Genomic DNA, 19,184 nt, shown 5'->3' on the forward strand with positions numbered 1-19,184 from the left:
AAAGAAAACTTTCCAGCAAACTCCTTGTTCCCCATCTATGGCTGTATGCATAAGAGAAAAGGCAGTTTGGCTTCTTCCAAAAGCTAATTGGAGAAAGCGCTCACCCATGGCTACATTGAACTTTAAGACTTGAGCTTTTGATAATCCGGAGCCTTACGTCCGTCATAATAGTCGCAAGCACGGTAATATTTCAAATCTTCTAACCAAAGCTTAAAGTATTCTAAATCAATTCCACCGTGGCATGGGTAGCTAAAAGCTCGATCATTCTGGTACTGCCTGATTAGGGCATAAAGCGATACCCGCGGCGTGAAAATCCTTATTTTGGAGCGGTAGAGAGGAATAGTATCAGAAAGTGCTTTGAAGATTAAAATTTTTTCTTTTGCTGAAAAACTTACGATATCATCTTCAGATGTTGCTGCATATACAGCACGCAGTTCTCCAGCTTCCTGTACGTCTATGCTCATTGGATAACATGCATTGACGATAGTAAAACCCAATTCTACTACAAAAGCATAGAACTCTGAGAATGCCTTCTTGAATGCTTCATAATATTTTTCAGGGTCTTTTTCGGCTAGTTCAGAGGAAATCTTCATTTTCCCGCCTGTATTTCTGTTAATTCCCAAATTCGCTGAAGGATAGATACCATGTTCATGAAAAATGGGCAAGGCAGCTCTAATCCCAGAGATTACACCGGGTAAACCGCGCATGTGCTCATGAATGGACGGGTCAGAGGAATCAATGCTGATCCAGAAATTACGAAGATTGGTTTTTGCCATGGATTCAGCAATTGTAGTAATGCGTCCAGCAAAATCAGGTTTCTCCGAATTCATGAACATAAAACCATTGGTACCTGTACGAATGTACTCAATTCCGGCATCTCCTGCGTAAGAAATCAGGGAAATCAATTCATCATAATAGAGACAGGTTTCTCCGCCAGTAAAAGATAAGGACTTTACTCCGCCGACTGCTGCAGCATCAATGACCCGCTTGATATCATCCGCATTCATTTTAGAGCGTTCAAAGTTTTCAGTGATCCGCATTCCACATTGTGGGCATTTAGCATTACAACGATCTGTGAACTGGATAATTACCTGACCTGGGATACTACCCTTAGCAAGCGTAACCATATTATCAAAGCGAAATACAGGATTGTTACGTCCCCACATATACACGTCTCATTTCTTAATTTTTATAGTAGATTCTCGATATATTATCCTCAAATTAAAAAGCGACTTAAACAATATTAAGCCGCTCGCTCCTACCTGTAGCGATAGTTGTTTCCTTGACCTTCCTAGGTCGGAGGGAAACACGAAACACACGGACATTCTTATGAAGCAGGTAAGGCCTACCCCATATAGCAGCGATGATCAGTTCCTCTTTACAGGTCATATAGTCATCTGTCTCCTTTCAATTCCACAACTTCGATTCCTCATCCAAATAATCTTACAATATCAAAGTAAAAATCAGATTATCGTTTTGTAAACACCCAGTTAAATGTGTTACATACAGAGCAAAAAATTACCTAAAAAATTGTGTAAATTAACTCTTGATTTACACAGTTATAAAACTACCTTAACACTAATGATTTATACTAGATTCATCAATCAAATATTTTATAAGGAAGTGAAAGTGATGAATATCGTAATGCATTTGGGGTTGTCTCTAGCGATCCGCAATGCCGTGGAAAAGGAATTAACTTTAAAAATAGACGCTTTCAGCTTCATGTATGGAAATATGAAACCGGATTTAGAAGCCTCATCCGTTAAAATTCCTCACTTCAAACACACAACCATGGAGTTAGTACAGGCTGAAATCGAAAAACTCACTGCCCTCAGATTAAACAAATCCAGACGATGTTCAAAACAGGTATCCGAAAGAATAGGTGTCATCACCCATTATCTTTCGGACTTTTTTTGTTATGCCCATACTGAATACTTCGAACGTAAACATAGGTCACATCTTCTCTATGAATTCCAACTCTTATACTACTTTAGGAAAAGCAAAAAGGTTGTAAAAGGCCACACCTATATCAAGCCAACCGAAATCCCGTCCTCTGCAAACAAGATTATTACCTATATCGAGGAAGCACATGATAATTATCTGAAAACTATAAAAGAAAATTCATTGCCTTTTGAATTGGATACGGCTAATGCCCTCACGGTTTGTATTTTAGTCTGTGTTTCCATACTATCGTTGTGCCTTGACCATGAGTTAAAGATTGCCATATAAAGGGGGTTTTAATATGAGGATAGCCTATTTTACTGATACATACCTCCCCCAAATCAACGGAGTTAGTAACACACTGAAAAAATTAGGTGATTATCTCAACGACCGGGACATTAAGCATATGTTTTTTGCTCCACATTTTAACGAGAAGCCTGTAAGTTCAGAAAACTCACCCGTTGCCAGGTTTAAAAGCATTAGTCTACCCTTCTATCCCGAGTGCAGACTTGCCATCCCTTCGTATGCCAATTTATGCCGGGTAGCAGACAAATTCAAGCCTGATATTATTCACCTTACCGACCCATTAGGAATAGGCTTGGCAGGCTTGAGATATGGGCGGGACAGAGGTATCCCCATTGTTTCGTCCTTTCATACTAATTTCGACGCCTACCTCAAGTATTACAACCTGGAATACCTAGAGGGAATAGTCTGGGGACTCTTCAAATGGTTCCACGGATTTAGTGAACTAAATTTCTGCCCTTCTCAAGATACTTGGACCGTCCTGGAAAGCAAAGGAATAGAAAACCTGCGTATCTGGTCAAGGGGGATTGATACATCCACATTCAGCCCTAACTATAAAAACTTGAACATCAGGTACCATCTGAAAGCTGATGATAAGATGATTTTCTTATATGTCGGCAGACTGGCTGCCGAAAAAAACCTTGATATTTTAATGGAAAGTATCGGTATAGTTAACTCCAGCCATTCAGATAAGGTTCAATTTGTTTTTGTTGGTGACGGTCCTTACGCTAAACAAATGAAGGAGCGTTCTTTCGATAACGTAAAGTTTACAGGATACCTAAAAGGCCGAGAATTATCCGCTATGTATGCATCCTGTGACGTGTTCGTCTTCCCATCAGGCACTAAAACCTTCGGCAACGTCGTGCTGGAAGCTATGGCTTCGGGATTACCGGTGATCGCGGTAAACTCCGGGGGAGTTAAAGACAATGTAAAAAATGGCTACAATGGTTTGATGTGCCCACCCCGCGATGCTACAAGCTTGGCCGGGGCCATCATCAAGCTGGCTGAAGACAAACAGTTTATTGAATCACTGGCAGCCAACGCACGAGAGCACGCTGCTACAAAATCCTGGAGTTACATATTCGATCAATTGGTTAGCGATTATAGCTCAGTCCTAGAAAATAGCCAAACTAAACTGTCACAAACAGCATAAGGAGGAGTTTCGGGTGAAAATATCTATTATCGGTGGCACAGGATATGTAGGTCTGATTACCGGCCTAGGTCTGGCCGTACACGGTCATGATGTAATCTGCATGGACGGTGACTCTAGTAAACTCAATAAATTGAATAACGGTGAACTCCCGATCTTCGAAGAAAGCCTTCATGAACTGCTCAAAGCGGCTACTGACAGGAATAAAGTAGTATTCACGAACAACATAAAAACAGCTGTCAGGGAATCTGACATCATCATGATTGCAGTCGGTACCCCTGAAAGCAAAAACGGAGAAACGGACATGTCCCAGCTGATTCTGGCGCTTAAGCTCGTAGCAGGTTATATGAACTATTACAAGACCATTGTTATCAAAAGTACAGTACCGGTAGGTACTTGTGCTATGGCTAGCATGATTATTAAGGATAACCTGAAAAACCCAATGATACCCTTCGACGTGGTTTCAAATCCGGAATTTCTTAGGGAAGGAAATGCAGTCAGTGATTTCCTGAATCCGGATCGAATCGTTGTTGGAATAGATACCCCCGAATCCGAAGTTGTGATGAAGGAATTATACAGCACCTTCGATGCTCCGATGATTTTTACCGATACCAGGAGCTCGGAACTGGTTAAGTATGCCTGCAATGCCTACCTGGCTACCAGACTCTCCTTTATCAACGAAATCTCGGAAATCAGCGAGAAGGTTAACGCCGATATCCATGCTATCCTTCGAGGCATGAAGCTCGATAAGCGGATAGGAAGTCATTACCTTAACCCTGGTCCCGGCTTTGGCGGTCTATGCCTTACCAAGGATTTGAAATCCCTAATTTGTTTTGCGAGTAAGGCAAACACCGACCTGCCTCTGTTGAAAGCGGTATTGGAACGCAATGGAATACAGATCAAAAGCATCATCGGTTATGTTATGAGTGAACTCAAGGATGTAGAAAATACGAAAATAGCCATTTTAGGATTAAGCTTCAAAGCCGGTACCAATGACACGAGGAACTCTCCTGCCATCCATTTACTTGAGAAATTAACAGCTACAAAAACTACTATCCATGTCTTTGATCCCGTAGTAAAGAATCTAGAAGAACCGCTTAATTCAAGAGTCACTTTTTCCGAGAATATTGAGGATACTATAAAAGACGCTGATTGTTTAATAGTTATGACAGAATGGCAGGAATTCAAGGAGTTGGAGCTTAAGACAGTTTATAATATGATGAAAACCCCCTTAATCGTTGATACAAGGAACATTTTCGCACCCAACAAAGCTCATTACCTTGGGTTCCAATACAAAGGTATTGGCATTGCCGATAACATCTATAAAAACATCAGCGTTCCTCTGAAAAACATTATTTAAATAATCCAGTTTTTCAAATCCTCTGAGCGTTCCAGAAACCTATAGTCGCCGAAATTCCCTTTGAATAGAGATAACCCTGCAGTTTGCTGTGCAGGGTTATCTCTCTCATATCTGACCCTAAACCTTGAAGCGTTCCACTTCTTTCTGAAGCTGATTGGCGTATTGCGCTAGGGACTGGGCCCAATGATTTCCTTGATGATAAATGGCTAGTCCCAAATCGGGCAGCTTCACTGTCCTACCATTTGAATAATATCTTTATTTTGCTAGGAACACCACCGCTAGAGTATGCACACTGTCCGGCCATATAACTTAATGAATTTCCCAACAGATTAGATAATATCCGGATGAGTCTTCCAGCATCACCCATAAAACGAAAGAACGATAGGATCCCGCATTAAAAGGCGGGGTCTCTCGTTCTTTCGTATAGATAAGCCGTTATTAGGACTTTACCTGCTTCCGGAAGTTACAATAGCCCTGCCGTCCTAGTCGCGAGTTCGCTTCGCTCCCCATGGATCAGTCGAACCTGTCCATAATAGGATTGACCATTTAACCTTGCAGCGACATGGGCTAGCCCATTACTCTCCTTATCCAAATAAGGATGATCAATTTGATCTGGATCTCCACATAGCACAATCTTCGTTCCTTCACCCGCACGTGTAATAATCGTCTTTACTTCATGGGCAGACAGGTTCTGGGCCTCATCAATAATCATGAATTGATTAGGAATGCTTCGACCCCGGATGTAGGTAAGGACTTCAATTTCAAGTTGCCGTTTCTTGATGAGAAGGTCAATGACGCTGTCAATAATAGATTCGCCGCCTCTTTCGCACTCTTTCTCCCGCTTTGGTCGAAGTAAATATTCAAGATTATCATAAATCGGCTGCATATAAGGGCGAACCTTGTCCTCCTTCACCCCAGGAAGAAACCCAATATCTTTCCCAAAAGGAACAATTGGCCGAGCGCAAAGCAACCTAAGATAGATTTCCGCATGAACTGTTTGTTCCAGGCCACACGCCAAAGCAAGTAGAGTTTTCCCTGTGCCTGCCGGACCCATTAAATTAACCAACTTAATCTCAGGATTGTTGAGCATTTCCAAAGCCCAAGATTGTTCCATATTCTTGGGTCTAATATCCCAAGATGCGTTACTGGGACCCATCTGATAGACTAATGATTCCCCAGTTGAAGACGAAACTAAAGGGAGTACTGATTCATCACTCAACACTGCTTTCACGCAGCGATTTGGCAGCAAGGGCACTTGTAAGGGAAGACATTTATTTTTATAAAGTGCAGTAACCTCGGCATCCTCTAAGTTCAGTATTAAGATCTCATCCATTATCGGGGGCAGCACCACTTTGTCATTATAATAATCTTGAGTTAAAATCCCCAAAGCATCCGCTTTAACCCGCATGGCTATATCTTTGGTAACCAATATGACGGTGCGTTTTTCTTCACGAGATAAATTTAAGGAGACCGCTAGAATCCGATTGTCCGCCAAAGATAGATCCGAATTTACTGGCAAAACATCATTAGAGTAATGATTTAACTCGATCCGAACCTTTCCCCCGTTCGGCAAGAGGACACCCTGAGAAAGTTGACCGTCGTTCCGTAAGTGATCAAGATGACGGATCGCCTCCCGGGCAGCTCGTCCGACATTCTCCAAGAGATGTTTCTTACTTTCTATCTCCTCTAAAACCACGTAAGGGATAATTACCTCATTTTCTTGGAATAGAAATATTGAGTTAGGATCATGCAATAACACACTTGAATCGAGTACATATACTTTTTGCAAAAAATATACACCCCTTTTTCTGTCGCTCTTTTATATGAATTGTCTCAATTTATTGTAACATATCGATGTAAAGTGAAGCCTTTATTTGTGTTAAATATATGTAAAATAGCCCGTATTCTGCCTAGCATTACCTGGCACACTTTTATTGCAATAATACCGTGATTTTGACTTTCATTACTTTATCTTGGACTGGATTAGCTAAATACTGCCCCTCATAAAGGCTTTTGAAATAATCTTAAGTAAACTGTATCCCATGAATACTTGTCTAATTAATGGAAGATGCGCTATACGGAATCTTAATATTCCATACAGCGCACCTAAAACAATCTAGCAGAAGATCTTAATAATTATGAACTCTAGCCTTTGTTTTTGTTCATTGAAAACGTTCAATCCTTTTGAGGATTAGAAAAAATTCCTCGAAAGCCTCTCATCAACAGTTTTAAGAATTCACTAAAGAGGATAATGCTAAATGTAAATGCTATGATCTTAAACCATAGAGCAGCTTCCAGTGGTACTGTTTTAAAGACTTGCCCACCAAACTGAGTGACAAGAATCTGAACTAGGAATGTTAGGAAGACAACCCCTACCATTAATTTATTTCTATGAATATTGGGGAAAATACTGGTTACCCCAAACTCTCTACTGTTAAAGGCATTCCAAAGCTGGAACAAGACAAACGATGTAAACACAATGGTCGATTGCTGTGCTTCTGTTCCACCAAGGATTTGTGTTTTCATAAGCATGAGTAAGGCGGTCACTATAAACAAACCATTGGAAAGAATTTTAAGCAACATATCTTTGGTAACAATGGAGGCATTTCTCTTAATAGGTTGTTTTTCTAGTAAATGTTCTCTTGGCGGTTCTAAACCTAAGGTTAAGGCTGGAGGCCCGTCCATGATAATATTGACCCATAACAACTGCAACGTCGTAAAGGGCATCTTATACCCCATCAGCTCTGCCAAAATTACTGTGACAAACGCTACGACATTTACGGTAAGTTGGAACTGAATAAAACGTTGGAAGTTTTCATATATCCCTCGTCCCCATTTGATCGCACTGACAATCGTAGAGAAAGAGTCATCTAACAAAACGATATCTGCCGCTTCTTTAGAGACCTCCGTTCCGGCGATCCCCATAGCAACTCCGACATCCGCCGCTTTTAAGGCAGGCGCATCGTTAATACCGTCACCCGTTACGACGACTGAATCGTTGCTTTCCTTTAAGAGTTTAACAACTCTCATTTTTGCGGTCGGATTTGAGCGGGCAATAACCACGATTTTCGGCAACTTGCTCTTTAACTCTTGATCACTCATGTTATCAATATCTGTCACTTCAAGTACTAAAGAGTCGTTCTTGATAAGTCCAAGTTGATTAGCGATGGCTCTGGCCGTATTGATATTATCTCCGGTTAAAATTTTAACCGTAATCCCGGCACGTCGACACTGATCAATCGCGTCTTTGACATCAGAACGCAGAGGATCTTCAATCCCGATAAAGCCAGTATACACGAGGTCTTTTTCAACGTTGTAGATATCCTCCCACTGTGGCTCCTGGGCGAAGTCATTAAAGGCAAACGCCAGGACTCGTCGAGCATTATCCTGAAGAGTACGTATATTCGCTTCTATTTCTTTGATATGCTCCTCGGTCATCGGAACAATAGAGCCATTATACAGAATCCTGTTACAAATATTTAAGACCTTTTCTGGCGAACCCTTTGTATAAAGCCTGAAGCCCTTTTCCCTCTGATAAGCAGTGGACATCATTTTTCTGGCCGACGTAAAATTGTATTCAGAAACTGGCTCACCAAACTCTTTGCGATAATGCAAATAGTTTATATTATTCTTATCCGCGCAGACCAGCAGTGAACATTCCGTTGGATTTCCCAAGAATTCGTATTTATCATTATTTTTGGTAATATCTGCGGTGGAGTTGACACAGAAGTTTTGAATCATTTCATCACAATGTAGTTTATCGACAGGGACGCTTTTCCCATCGCACCAAACTTCAACGACAGTCATCTTGTTTTCTGTCAAGGTTCCTGTCTTATCCGAACAGACGACATTCACAGAGCCAATCGTTTCACAGGCAATTAACTTGCGGACCAAAGCATTGTTCTTAGCCATTTTCTGCATGTTGAAAGCCAGAGTAATGGCCACCATGGTTGGCAAACCTTCCGGCACAGCTGCAACAATAAGAGCTACAGAGGTAACAAAGGCGTCTTTAATACCTGGAAGAGCGGCCCCAATATTATCCAAGACGAGGATCCCATGTCTATACATAGTAAATACCTCAAAAAGAAAAATACCAGCTGCTGCAATAGACCCAATAATGGAAATTCTCTTACCAAGGTCGGCTAACTTTTGTTGAAGAGGAGTATCTGAAGAAATCTCTTCTTTAAGTTCATTGGCAATTTTACCCATCTCAGTTTGGTCCCCAATAGAGGTGACAATGGCCACAACCCGTCCTTCAGTTACCATCGTCCCAGAGTATAGCATATTTTTGCGTTCTGCTAGGGGACAATCTTCCCGGTCAATTTTATCCGATTTCTTAGAGGCTGCTTCAGCTTCACCAGTAAGCATCGATTCATCAATGCCCAGATTCGAAGAATGAATCAGCCTAGCATCAGCGGGAACTTTATCTCCTGTTTCTAAGTGGATAATATCCCCTATGGTAAGATCACTTTGTGAAAGATAAACAATTTTACTCTCTCTTACCACTTTCACATGCACATCTTCACTGAGCTTGGATAAGGCTTCAAAGGCTTTATCTGACTTCCCCTCTTGAATCACGGCAATTGATGTGGCGATTAAAACTGCCACAAAAATTCCGATCCCGTCTGCAAGGTGACCCATTGCCAGGGATATCAATCCTGATATTAATAGAATTACGATCAAGGGTTCCTTCAGACTTTCCAAGATTTTAACGAAAATGCTTTCCTTCTCTTTGGGGGAAAAAGTATTTTTTCCATACCGCAGGATTCTCGCTTCCGCTTCTGCAGCGGTTAATCCCATCTCTTCATTACTTTTAAGTTCCAAGATGACGTCTTCAACTTCTTTTTGGAAATAATCCACGTTTTATATCCTCCTTTTATTTAATCGAGCATACAGTCATTTACGGTAGTAGTATAAACGAAATAACCACTCCTTACTTTTGTTTTGAACCTTTAGATACACCGTGTTGATGAAGAAAACCTGGCTTGAGCCCACACGAAGACACTGTCTTCGCACGAATTAGCCCTTCTTGAAGACACTGTCTTCGCACGTATTAGCCTTCTTGCAGACACTGTCTTCGCACGTATTAGTCATTCTGTCAGCCTTCAGGCGTCGGCGGAAGTCTTAGTTGCACTTCTTCCAGAAAGTATAAAACATTCATGTTACACTTTCTGAGGAGTATAAACAAAAAAGACTTTTGACATAGCCTAATAAGGCCATGTCAAAAGTCTCGTTACCTCTACGGTTTACAAAGTCAGGTGAGTTTCCCCACCGGGTATGTTGCCTTTGTAATTCAACTACTCCCTCTCAACGATATTAGTTTACTTGAATTATGGTTGCTTGTCAAATCAAACGAGGAATTTTTTTCAATCATCCTCACCCAACGAAGCCTCCACAGTGTCATACTCCTCGTAAACTTCTACAAACAGCTTTATTAACTCTGGATCATAATGTTTGCCAGAGCATCTCAATAGTTCGCCCATGGCCTCCTCTTTAGTCATCGGAGTTTTATAAGGTCTTCCTGATACCATAACATCAAACGAGTCGACAATTCTAATAATTCTAGAGAGAAACGGAATGGAGTTGTCTTTTAGGCCATTAGGATATCCGCTCCCATCAAAGTTTTCATGATGACACAGTATTTGATAGGCAACGTGTCGTAAATCTTCTAATTCCGTTGCAATCTTGTAACCTATTTTAGTGTGGGTCTTCATAATTTCGAATTCGTCCTCTGTTAACTTACCAGGCTTATTCAGAATCTGGTCTGGAATTGCAATCTTGCCGATATCATGGAGCTTAGCTAAAAGGTTCAGCTCATCTAATTGTGCTGAGGTCATACTGAGCCTTTTACCTATCTTTTCACAAATCTTATACATTCTTAACGCATGCTCTTCCGTTTCATAACTTTTTTCAAACAACATTTTACTTAGACTAGAAATAGTACTGTTTCTGGAACTTCTTTTTTCTAAGAGCTTGTTTCTGTACATCCTTTCTTCAGCTATTTTGGCTGTTTCATTAAGATCATCCTCCTCAAAATATTTCATAGCATATCCTAAGGCTATACTAATACTTAAAGAATTGACTTGCATTTGATTGCCTAATTCTTTAATCGTTTCAAATAGTTCCTTTACAGTGGTTGTATCCCTTCCCTCAAGAATAATCGCAAATTCATCTCCACCCAGTCGTGATATAATTGAATTTTGTCCACAGGCCTTTTCAAGCATTCTGCTAACCTCAACTAATAGCTTATCTCCTACTGCGTAGCTAAACGTATCATTTATTAATTTTAAACCGTTTACATCAGCAAGCATGATGGTAATAGGCAAATTCGCCTTTTTATTTAGATTTCTTAAGCTTACTTCAAAATAACCTCTATTAAATAATCCAGTTAGAGTATCATAGTAGGTGAGATATTTAAGCTCTTCTTCAAATTCTTTCTTATCCGTTATATCCGTAATTATACCCATCAATTTGGCGGATTCTGAACCATTTTGAATTACTTTTTTACCTTGAAGTAAAAACCACTTGTAGCCCTGATGCTTAGTAAGTAAGCGATGCTCTAGAAAAATTGCACTTGACGTGTTAACTTGACTATTACTGAGTACTTTAATAGCATAGGCCTTGTCTTCTTGATGGATTAATTCTTGCCATTCTTTGGGCGAAGCTATGAAATCTGCATCTCCCAAGCCTAACATTTCAGCTACACGACTATTTACCATGAGTGTGTTACTCTTGATATCCCAGTCCCAATATCCCGCACTTGCAGCATCCATAACAATTTTCAACTTATTTTCACTGTTTATAACCTTTTGATTGGCGTTATCGATTCTCTCAAGCATAGAATTAATTTCTGTTGCCAAAAAGGCAAATTCATCGTTTCCTTTCACATCAATTCTGTTATCTAACTTATTCTTTATATCGATTAAATTAATCTCGGCATTAATTTTCTCTAGAGGTTTAATTATTGATCTTCGCAGTGAGATTAAGCTAAGTATCGAAACAATCAGCAGAGATCCAATATAAAATGCAGTAAAAAAATCTACAAATTTTCGTCCTTGACTATAGATATTTCTGTAGCTCGTAAGATTAATACTAAATGATTTATCTGCAAGTAAATCATTCATATAATAATGTATCTTGATGGTATTGTTAGCCAAAGGGACTATTTCCGTGGACTCTTTATTAAAACTATCTCCAATTACGCCCTTGTACTCTCCAACTTCCTCTATTGTAATAGCTCCTTTGGAAAGCCTTTCTATATAATCTGTAACATTACGATCTAGATATCTTCCCATGATTAAAATTCCTGCTTTTGGTTGTTCTCGCTTGGAATCCGTAATAGGCCGCGTCGATATTAGCATAGGTTTATTATTAAGGATTATAATCCCCGATATCAAATCGTTTTGATCTTTGACTTCATCCAACCGAGGGATATATCGGTTTAAGTCGCTTATAGTCCCTGTTTCGTCTAACGTTTGTTTTTCGGCATAGTCATATGTTTTATAGGCAAGAACCTTACCCTCGTTTACAACAACGATCAGATTTAACTCCAAGTTACTTATCGTCTCAAGATCAAAATTCCCGTCTATGAACTCCTGTGTAGGCTCTAGGACAAACTCATACATTTCATCCCATTGACCCCAGTCAGCTGTCGTCCTATTTAAGGAATCTATTGTATCCGTGATTAATCGATTGACTAACTCAATACGATTTTTCAACTCACTATTTTCCTGTTGTAAAATATTCCTAACGATATATAAATTTGAAATATACATCAATAAACCAAACAATACAAAGAAAGAGACCGAATTAATGATTAAAACTTTTGTTTTCAATCTCATAATATATCACCCTCTTTCAGGTTTAACTTAGGTATGTTTTATTTGCTCAAAACATTTCTATAACTGCGTTAAACATATTGTGAATATTTCAATTAAACATTACTAATTCTGTTCTTTTAAACGTTAATTTAATAGATTAATTGTATTATTCTTCCCGGCTAAATGATGATAATAGATAATATTCTACAAATTTTCTGTATTTCCTTCTTAATTATTCTCTATTCAGATTATTCTTTGCCTTTGAACCTTTCCTAATAGTAATGACTCATTTAATTCTTAATCGAACACCGCCTAGAAGCTATATTAAGATCAAAACCCCCAAGATTTTGGTTTTAGTTTACTACCAAAATCTTGGGGGTTTAGTTTAGTTGCCCTTTTCAGGTTAGCCCGGGGATATTCCCCACTCATCGTTATCCACTAAGGCGAGATTAGATTAGATTAGATTAGATTAGACTAGTCTAGTCTAGTCTGACGGCAGTACCCGACGCACTTACCATTAGCATACTACCACTTTGACCGATCACTTCATAATCTAAATCAATGCCTACCACAGCATCAGCTCCTAATCGTGCTGCACGTTCCTCTAATTCCTTTAAAGCAATATGACGAGCATCCTGCAATTTTTCTTCATAGGCCCCGGAACGCCCACCGATGACATCTGTTATGCTTGCGAAAAGATCTCGCATAATATTGGCGCCCATGATTGCTTCCCCAGTAATAATACCTAAATAAGCTGTAATTTTTCGGCCCTCAATAGACGGAGTTGTTGTTAAAAGCATATTCCATTCCTCCTATTTATGTACTCTTATAATTATAGCCCATATTCCAAGTTTTAGCATTATGGTTATAAGATTTGGAAACATCAGATCACTATCGTCTTCCCTTAACGGGCTAATTCATGAATTGTTTCCACAAATACCCCTATGATACGGTGAAACCCCTGGGGGTTTTGGGCTGGTACTCTGTATTGCTTGTTAATTTCCACCTGCACAGCAGGGATTTTTAGTTCACTAGCCACAAAGTTAGTGATCGTGTTCTTTCCTGAAGCAGCAAAGTGATTATGGGAGATTTTATTGAATCCAAAGGCTTGTATGTTTCTCTTCAGCGTTTCCAGCAATGAATCCTTACCTAATAGAGTTCTTCCATTATCTGTGCCAAAATCAATATCAAATTCTCTCTCTCGAGCGGCACCATGGATATCAAGTACGAGTTTAATCTTTTCTTGACGTACAATCTCTGAGATTTTTTCCTTAAAGATACAAGGTGAGTCTATATTCGGATCTCCACCGTATAGTTTCGTAGCCGTAATGGCATGACAACCCGTTAATTGGTTCAAAAGATATACAATTGAACCTGTATATTGATCAGACATTTTGATCTTCTTATGTCTAAAATGTCTTACAGCATGAGGAGCGGTCACCAACACAGGTAAGTTACCTATTGAGAACCAGAACGGATCCTCTTGTTTGGGATTGACTCTTTTGTCCGTCTTATAAAAATGAACTCTCTCCACATTAACGGCTTCTTCATTAATGCGAGCACGCTGATACTCTCGCAGTAGATCTTCTGGTTTTCCCATAATATCAACCCCTGACAAGTTTACTCATAGCATTTCACACATCTTTGACAGATAGGACTTCTGACCTATAACGCCAAGACTTTAGGTCTATACTTTTGCATCACTGTCAATGATACAATTAGTAGAGATTAATGTTTATGGAGGGATTCCCTTGGTTTGGCACAAAATTAACACAAAGAGACAAAATCGGATTATTATCGCTGGTACAATTGTCTTATCCATTCTAATAGTGGGAATTATGAACCTAATTGTCCGTATGAGTTAACCTTTCAACATAATAATAGGTTTAATATATTTTTCTAATCTGCACTCTATTGTTTCCGCTAATTCTCGAATTAATAATGGACGGTTCATCTTTGCCTGAGCGTTTGCAAGATGAACCGTCCTTTAATGTTTGGTTGTGAGATCTTTAATAAGTCTCCTCAAAGACTTCGAAATACGCCGTAGGATGAATACAAGCTGGACATTCCTCTGGAGCGCTTGTTCCTTCATGAATATAACCGCAGTTTCCACACTTCCAGAGCTCATTCTTATCTTTATTAAAGACTTGATCTTGCTTAATATTTTCTGCCAGCTTGTTATATCTTGTTTCGTGTCTTTTTTCCGCAGAAGCAATCATCGTAAATGCTGCTGCAATGTCCGGAAAGCCTTCTTCCTCTGCCACCTTAGCAAAGGCCGGGTATAACTCAGACCATTCTTCGTTTTCTCCACCAGCGGCGGCTAATAAATTATCAAGTGTCGTCCCCTGAGCTACTGGAAAAGCAGCACTAATCTCTATATTAGCAGGAAGCTCACCCTCAAAACCTGCCAGTAGGAATTTGTAAAACCTTTTTGCGTGTTCCTTTTCGTTATCCGCAGTTTCGATAAAGATATTCTTAATTTGCTTGTAACCTTCTTTATCTGCGACTGATGCATAATAGGTGTAGCGGTTGCGAGCTTGTGATTCTCCTGCGAAAGCTTTTAATAGATTTTCAGCAGTTTTAGTCCCTTTTAAACTATTCATGATAAAGTCCTCCTTATTCCTAATCCTTATTCTAATCGTTACACTTAGGCATTTGTTGAGCCACCAAAACCAGGCATGTTCTCGTGATAAGTACAATAGTAAGTTTGAAGTTTGACCGATAAGCAAATTTTTCTCAATCATTTATAATTATTATAAGTTTATTGTAGTTGCATATTATTCATTCGTCAACATTGAAATCAATCTTTTCACTTCCCTATACTTAGATATCTATTTCATTAGGTTCGCCCTCTGAGAAGATAACTTGCCATTCTTGATCATCTTCATTAAAATTAGCGATTTTATCGATTGGCATCTTCAAATATTTCCCCCAAGCGCTCACCGCGACAGCGCCATTTTTTAAAAAAATTTCCCCTGTCCCCTCAAATAACCTACTCGAATTTTTAGTAATTCTGCCAATAACCCTTAACTCTTCCGTTAATGGTATAGGTTTTCTGTACTTTATATTTAACTCTACAGTTACCCCCCAAATATCCTCTTCTTTCACCATAATTGCCCTACCAATAGTTTCGTCCAATATGGTTCCAGCGATACCACCATGCAACCTCTCTGGATAGCTTTGGTGTTCCTCAAGAGGTTTAAAAATAGCAACAAGCTCGCCATTTTCCAATTCATAAAAAGAGGCTTTCAATCCTAAATCATTTTCCAGTCCACAAACAATGCACTTTTTACTATTCTGTTGTCTTTTCATCACCGTGTACTTCATAAACTGCTCCTTACAGAAAGCGTTACACCTTAATCCCATTTCTCACATAAATGCGTCTTTCTAGAAATAATTACAGAGAAATCATATCATATAAGAATGTATTCTTCCATGATTCCTCTCGAAATTCAACCACATCTTAGCGCCGAATTCAAGACCTATAAATCTAGACTTCGATTTTCCACTCACCCCAAAAAGCCCTCAGTTGTGGATATTTTCTCTGGATTTCTTGATTTGTTTGCTTCTTAATTGTCCACAAGCAGCCTCAATATCCTTCCCATGTTCAAGACGGATACTACAATTAATCCTCTGCTTTTTCAACTCATCATAAAACGCCAGCGTGGATTCCCTCTCACTTCTTTGATACTGATGATGCTCTTCAACCGGATTATAGGGAATTATATTGACAATCACGAGAGGTCGCTTATCACCGATCAGGTCAGCAAGTTGGAGAGCCTGTTCTCTACTGTCATTTAGATCCTTGAGCAACAGATATTCCAACGTAATTTTTTGCTTTGTTTTACTTAGATAATAATCGACAGCCTTCATTAATGTGTCTAATGGAAAGACACGGTTAATTTTCATGATTCGTGTACGAAGTTCGTCAGCAGGGGCATGTAAGGAGATCGCTAAGTTAACCCTCAAATTGAGATCCGCGAAATCATAGATCTTATCGGCAAGTCCGCTAGTCGAGACGGTTATATGTCTAGCCCCAATGGCTAGCCCTTTATGATCTATTATAATCTGCAATGAGTCAACCACGTTCTGAAAATTATCAAAAGGTTCGCCGATTCCCATTACTACAACATGGCTCACTTTTTTATCATGTTTCTCTAGATCTAGATGATGTTGAACTTTCAAAATTTGTTCCACAATTTCACCACTAGATAAATTGCGATTTTTCGTTAATAATCCACTGGCACAAAAGCTACACCCCATGTTACAACCTACTTGGGTTGTGACACAGGCCGACAAACCAAATTTATGTCTCATCAATACCGTTTCAATCAGATGGTCGTCCTTTAACTTGAACAAAAACTTTATTGTTCCATCTGCTGATTCTTGCTTAGAGTGTTCATGTAAAGATTCGAGGATAAAATGATCAGCTAATAATTGCAGACACTCATTATTAACGTCTAGCATTTCTGAGAAGTGCCTCACTTGTTTCTTATAAAGCCAATCCCAGACTTGTAAGGCTCGAAACTTTTTATGTCCATGTTCCAAAAGCCATTCTTCCAGGTGGTCAAAAGTCAATCCATAAATGGATTTTTTGCTCATCCAAATCCCCTTTTCATTAAGTTTAGCCCCGCAAATTGCGGAGCGAAACGGACCTTCCCATAGTATTGAAAGTGATACACCGAACTTCAAATATTATTACTTTTTATAGTATTATATCATACCCTATTCATCACTCATATAATTTGTAAAGTACATAACACATAGTTCATATTCACCGATCAGGCGGAAACAACTTGAAGATTACATTCAGTAACTACAATATTCCTGCCGCTCTCCTTAGCTTTGTATAAAGCCCTATCAACCCGCTCCATGAGCAACTCCTGATCATCCTGGCTGAAGAAGGCTGTGACGCCAAAGCTGCAGGTTAGATTCATTTCCTTCTTTAACGAGGCTTTATATATCGAATCTCTTAATCGTTCCGCAAGGGCAGAAGCTTCTCTACAATGAGTCTGTGGTAAAAGAATCACAAACTCCTCCCCACCCCAACGAGCAAAGACATCCACTTCTCTTACTGATTCTTGCACAAGATTGGCTATTTCTTTAAGAATCTTATCTCCAAAACTATGCCCATTACTATCGTTAAATTGCTTGAAATGGTCTATGTCAAACATTATAAGAGAAAAGGTATTTCCATACCTCCGAGCTACCTCAATCTCATTACTCAATGAATCGTTAAACTTCAGACGATTATATGTATTGGTTAAAGGATCCTTCGTGGAAAGTTCCATAAAGTATTGTTTGTTAACATAATCAAGCCTCTTGTATCTACTTAAACTATAGGATGATATGCTATTGAACAAGATTGCTAGAGTTAAATAGACAAAGACGGTAATAATCTCAACCAAAGGAGGATGAAATTTAGTCAAACTAATTACTAAAAAACCAATCGCTGTAAAAAGTGAAAGAACTACTCTATTGTACAGCAAGTTTGGCAATAAGATGAAAATTCCTAAAACAATGACGTTTAGCGCAAAAGCTTGGGTCATAAAATGTGGGTTTTCATAGTTGATAATAATAATAAAGAAAAGTATTACTGCAACGAGTTCATAAATAGTGATCTTTAAAAAGGCAGAGGATTTCAGAAAAAAGTCAGGCTTAAAATAAAACAGTATAGATAAAGAAAGGAACGTAAAACGACACAGGAAGATTATTAAACCGGTTGAGTGCATTCTATTCGATGAAAAATCATAAATCAAGAATGAGAAAAAAAGGACCCCTATTGTGAGCGCAATTTTCCGCAGATGGTTTTTAGATCGGTTTAGGTATGATTCTTGAAATTGTTGTTCAAGATGTTTATCCAAGAACAATCCAGACAATTTAGAAATATGATGGTCCTTTAAATCCAACCAAAATCACTTCCTCTGCCGTATTCATTTCAGACTTGAGTTCTTATCACTATGATATCTTTGACCATTGCCCTGATTTTAGAGTTTATGAGCCATAAATTCACCCTCACTTGAACATTCTATTTTTAAAAATATAACATGATTATATTACAATATGGTGTATAATTCCAGATTATTAATTTAGCAGCGTCGGACAATTATAACTCAAATTCATGCCTAGATAATCAGAGCTGAAGCATAACATTGTATACCGCCATAGCTAAGGGGTGTAGAGGTTTTCAAAATAACTTTTTCTCAAAATAGGGCTGGTAATACACAAATCAATATGGTATGGTAGTCTTAGAAAGGTAGGTTTGGTACCTATGGATAAGACTAGCATGACCTTCTCGGGAAGAAATTTTACTTCTGAAGATATAGAGCTTATCAAGTGGACGAGAAAAAGATATCCACAACTATCTAGGACAGAATTAGCAAGAACCTTATGTGAGTTTCTAGGGTGGACTACACCAGCAGGAAAAGCAAAAACACCTCAATGTACATCCTTTCTAGAAACATTGGAAGAAGCAGGACTCATTAAACTTCCACCGTTAGACACTTCAAAAATAAGGCTTAGGAATTCAAAACTACCAGACTTCAATATCGATACCACTCCGATCGCAGATGAATTAAAGGACCTATTGCCAATAAATCTTGAAATTGCG

General features: G+C 39.0%; 14 protein-coding genes and 1 pseudogene. 4 read left to right on the plus strand and 11 right to left on the minus strand.

Annotated features, from left to right (window positions below; translation table 11 throughout):
- Positions 1 to 122: 122 nt before the first annotated feature.
- Positions 123 to 1,166 (minus strand): radical SAM protein, encoded by a 1,044-nt coding sequence (locus JL57_RS29820; RefSeq protein ID WP_034145509.1) that lies wholly within the window; start codon positions 1,164 to 1,166, stop codon positions 123 to 125.
- A 67-nt stretch (positions 1,167 to 1,233) separates the two neighbouring features.
- The gene (locus JL57_RS35950; RefSeq protein WP_291300762.1) at positions 1,234 to 1,389 is read right to left on the minus strand and encodes a hypothetical protein; all 156 of its coding nucleotides are present in this window, start codon (positions 1,387 to 1,389) and stop codon (positions 1,234 to 1,236) included.
- 243 nt (positions 1,390 to 1,632) lie between these two features.
- Between JL57_RS35950 and JL57_RS29825 the strand changes: the two genes are divergently transcribed.
- Genes JL57_RS29825 through JL57_RS29835 form a run of 3 tightly spaced genes read left to right on the plus strand, consistent with a single transcriptional unit; the run spans position 1,633 to position 4,754 of the window.
- Entirely contained in the window at positions 1,633 to 2,229 is a 597-nt protein-coding gene (locus tag JL57_RS29825; RefSeq protein ID WP_034145510.1) for a zinc dependent phospholipase C family protein, read from the plus strand.
- Between the two features lie 13 nt (positions 2,230 to 2,242).
- Positions 2,243 to 3,397: a glycosyltransferase family 1 protein gene (locus JL57_RS29830; protein ID WP_034145511.1), complete on the plus strand. Its 1,155-nt coding sequence runs from the start codon at positions 2,243 to 2,245 to the stop codon at positions 3,395 to 3,397.
- A 13-nt stretch (positions 3,398 to 3,410) separates the two neighbouring features.
- Positions 3,411 to 4,754 carry a UDP-glucose/GDP-mannose dehydrogenase family protein gene (locus tag JL57_RS29835; RefSeq protein WP_034145512.1) on the plus strand — a complete coding sequence of 448 codons (1,344 nt, stop codon included), beginning with the start codon at positions 3,411 to 3,413 and terminating at the stop codon, positions 4,752 to 4,754.
- Positions 4,755 to 5,217: 463 nt separating this feature from the next.
- Here the strand turns inward: JL57_RS29835 and JL57_RS29840 are convergent, their stop codons facing one another.
- The 9 genes from JL57_RS29840 to JL57_RS35960 all read right to left on the minus strand — a co-directional run bounded on the left by JL57_RS29840 (position 5,218) and on the right by JL57_RS35960 (position 18,483).
- Entirely contained in the window at positions 5,218 to 6,543 is a 1,326-nt protein-coding gene (locus tag JL57_RS29840; protein WP_034145513.1) for a PhoH family protein, read from the minus strand.
- 386 nt (positions 6,544 to 6,929) lie between these two features.
- Positions 6,930 to 9,614 carry a calcium-translocating P-type ATPase, PMCA-type gene (locus JL57_RS29845; RefSeq protein WP_034145514.1) on the minus strand — a complete coding sequence of 895 codons (2,685 nt, stop codon included), beginning with the start codon at positions 9,612 to 9,614 and terminating at the stop codon, positions 6,930 to 6,932.
- Between the two features lie 506 nt (positions 9,615 to 10,120).
- Positions 10,121 to 12,595, minus strand: coding sequence for an HD domain-containing phosphohydrolase (locus JL57_RS35955; protein ID WP_291300763.1), 2,475 nt, complete (start codon positions 12,593 to 12,595; stop codon positions 10,121 to 10,123).
- A gap of 458 nt (positions 12,596 to 13,053) precedes the next feature.
- On the minus strand, positions 13,054 to 13,374 hold the full coding sequence (locus JL57_RS29855; RefSeq protein WP_034145515.1) for a heavy metal-binding domain-containing protein: 321 nt from the start codon (positions 13,372 to 13,374) through the stop codon (positions 13,054 to 13,056).
- A 104-nt stretch (positions 13,375 to 13,478) separates the two neighbouring features.
- Complete coding sequence (locus JL57_RS29860; protein ID WP_034145516.1) at positions 13,479 to 14,174, minus strand: hypothetical protein; 696 nt, start codon at positions 14,172 to 14,174, stop codon at positions 13,479 to 13,481.
- Positions 14,175 to 14,583: 409 nt separating this feature from the next.
- A complete protein-coding gene (rbr, locus tag JL57_RS29865) occupies positions 14,584 to 15,177 on the minus strand; it encodes a rubrerythrin (RefSeq protein ID WP_034145517.1) in 594 nt (197 codons plus the stop codon).
- Positions 15,178 to 15,397: 220 nt separating this feature from the next.
- Positions 15,398 to 15,901, minus strand: a complete 504-nt coding sequence (locus JL57_RS29870) for a PaaI family thioesterase (protein ID WP_034145518.1) — start codon at positions 15,899 to 15,901, stop codon at positions 15,398 to 15,400.
- Positions 15,902 to 16,099: 198 nt separating this feature from the next.
- Positions 16,100 to 17,176, minus strand: coding sequence for a 23S rRNA (adenine(2503)-C(2))-methyltransferase RlmN (gene rlmN / locus JL57_RS29875; protein WP_034145519.1), 1,077 nt, complete (start codon positions 17,174 to 17,176; stop codon positions 16,100 to 16,102).
- 179 nt (positions 17,177 to 17,355) lie between these two features.
- Complete coding sequence (locus JL57_RS35960) at positions 17,356 to 18,483, minus strand: GGDEF domain-containing protein (protein ID WP_291300764.1); 1,128 nt, start codon at positions 18,481 to 18,483, stop codon at positions 17,356 to 17,358.
- A gap of 362 nt (positions 18,484 to 18,845) precedes the next feature.
- Between JL57_RS35960 and JL57_RS29885 the strand changes: the two are divergent.
- Positions 18,846 to 19,184 (plus strand): annotated as a pseudogene (locus tag JL57_RS29885) (hypothetical protein); the annotation flags it as partial.

This window comes from Desulfosporosinus sp. BICA1-9, from assembly GCF_000802135.1.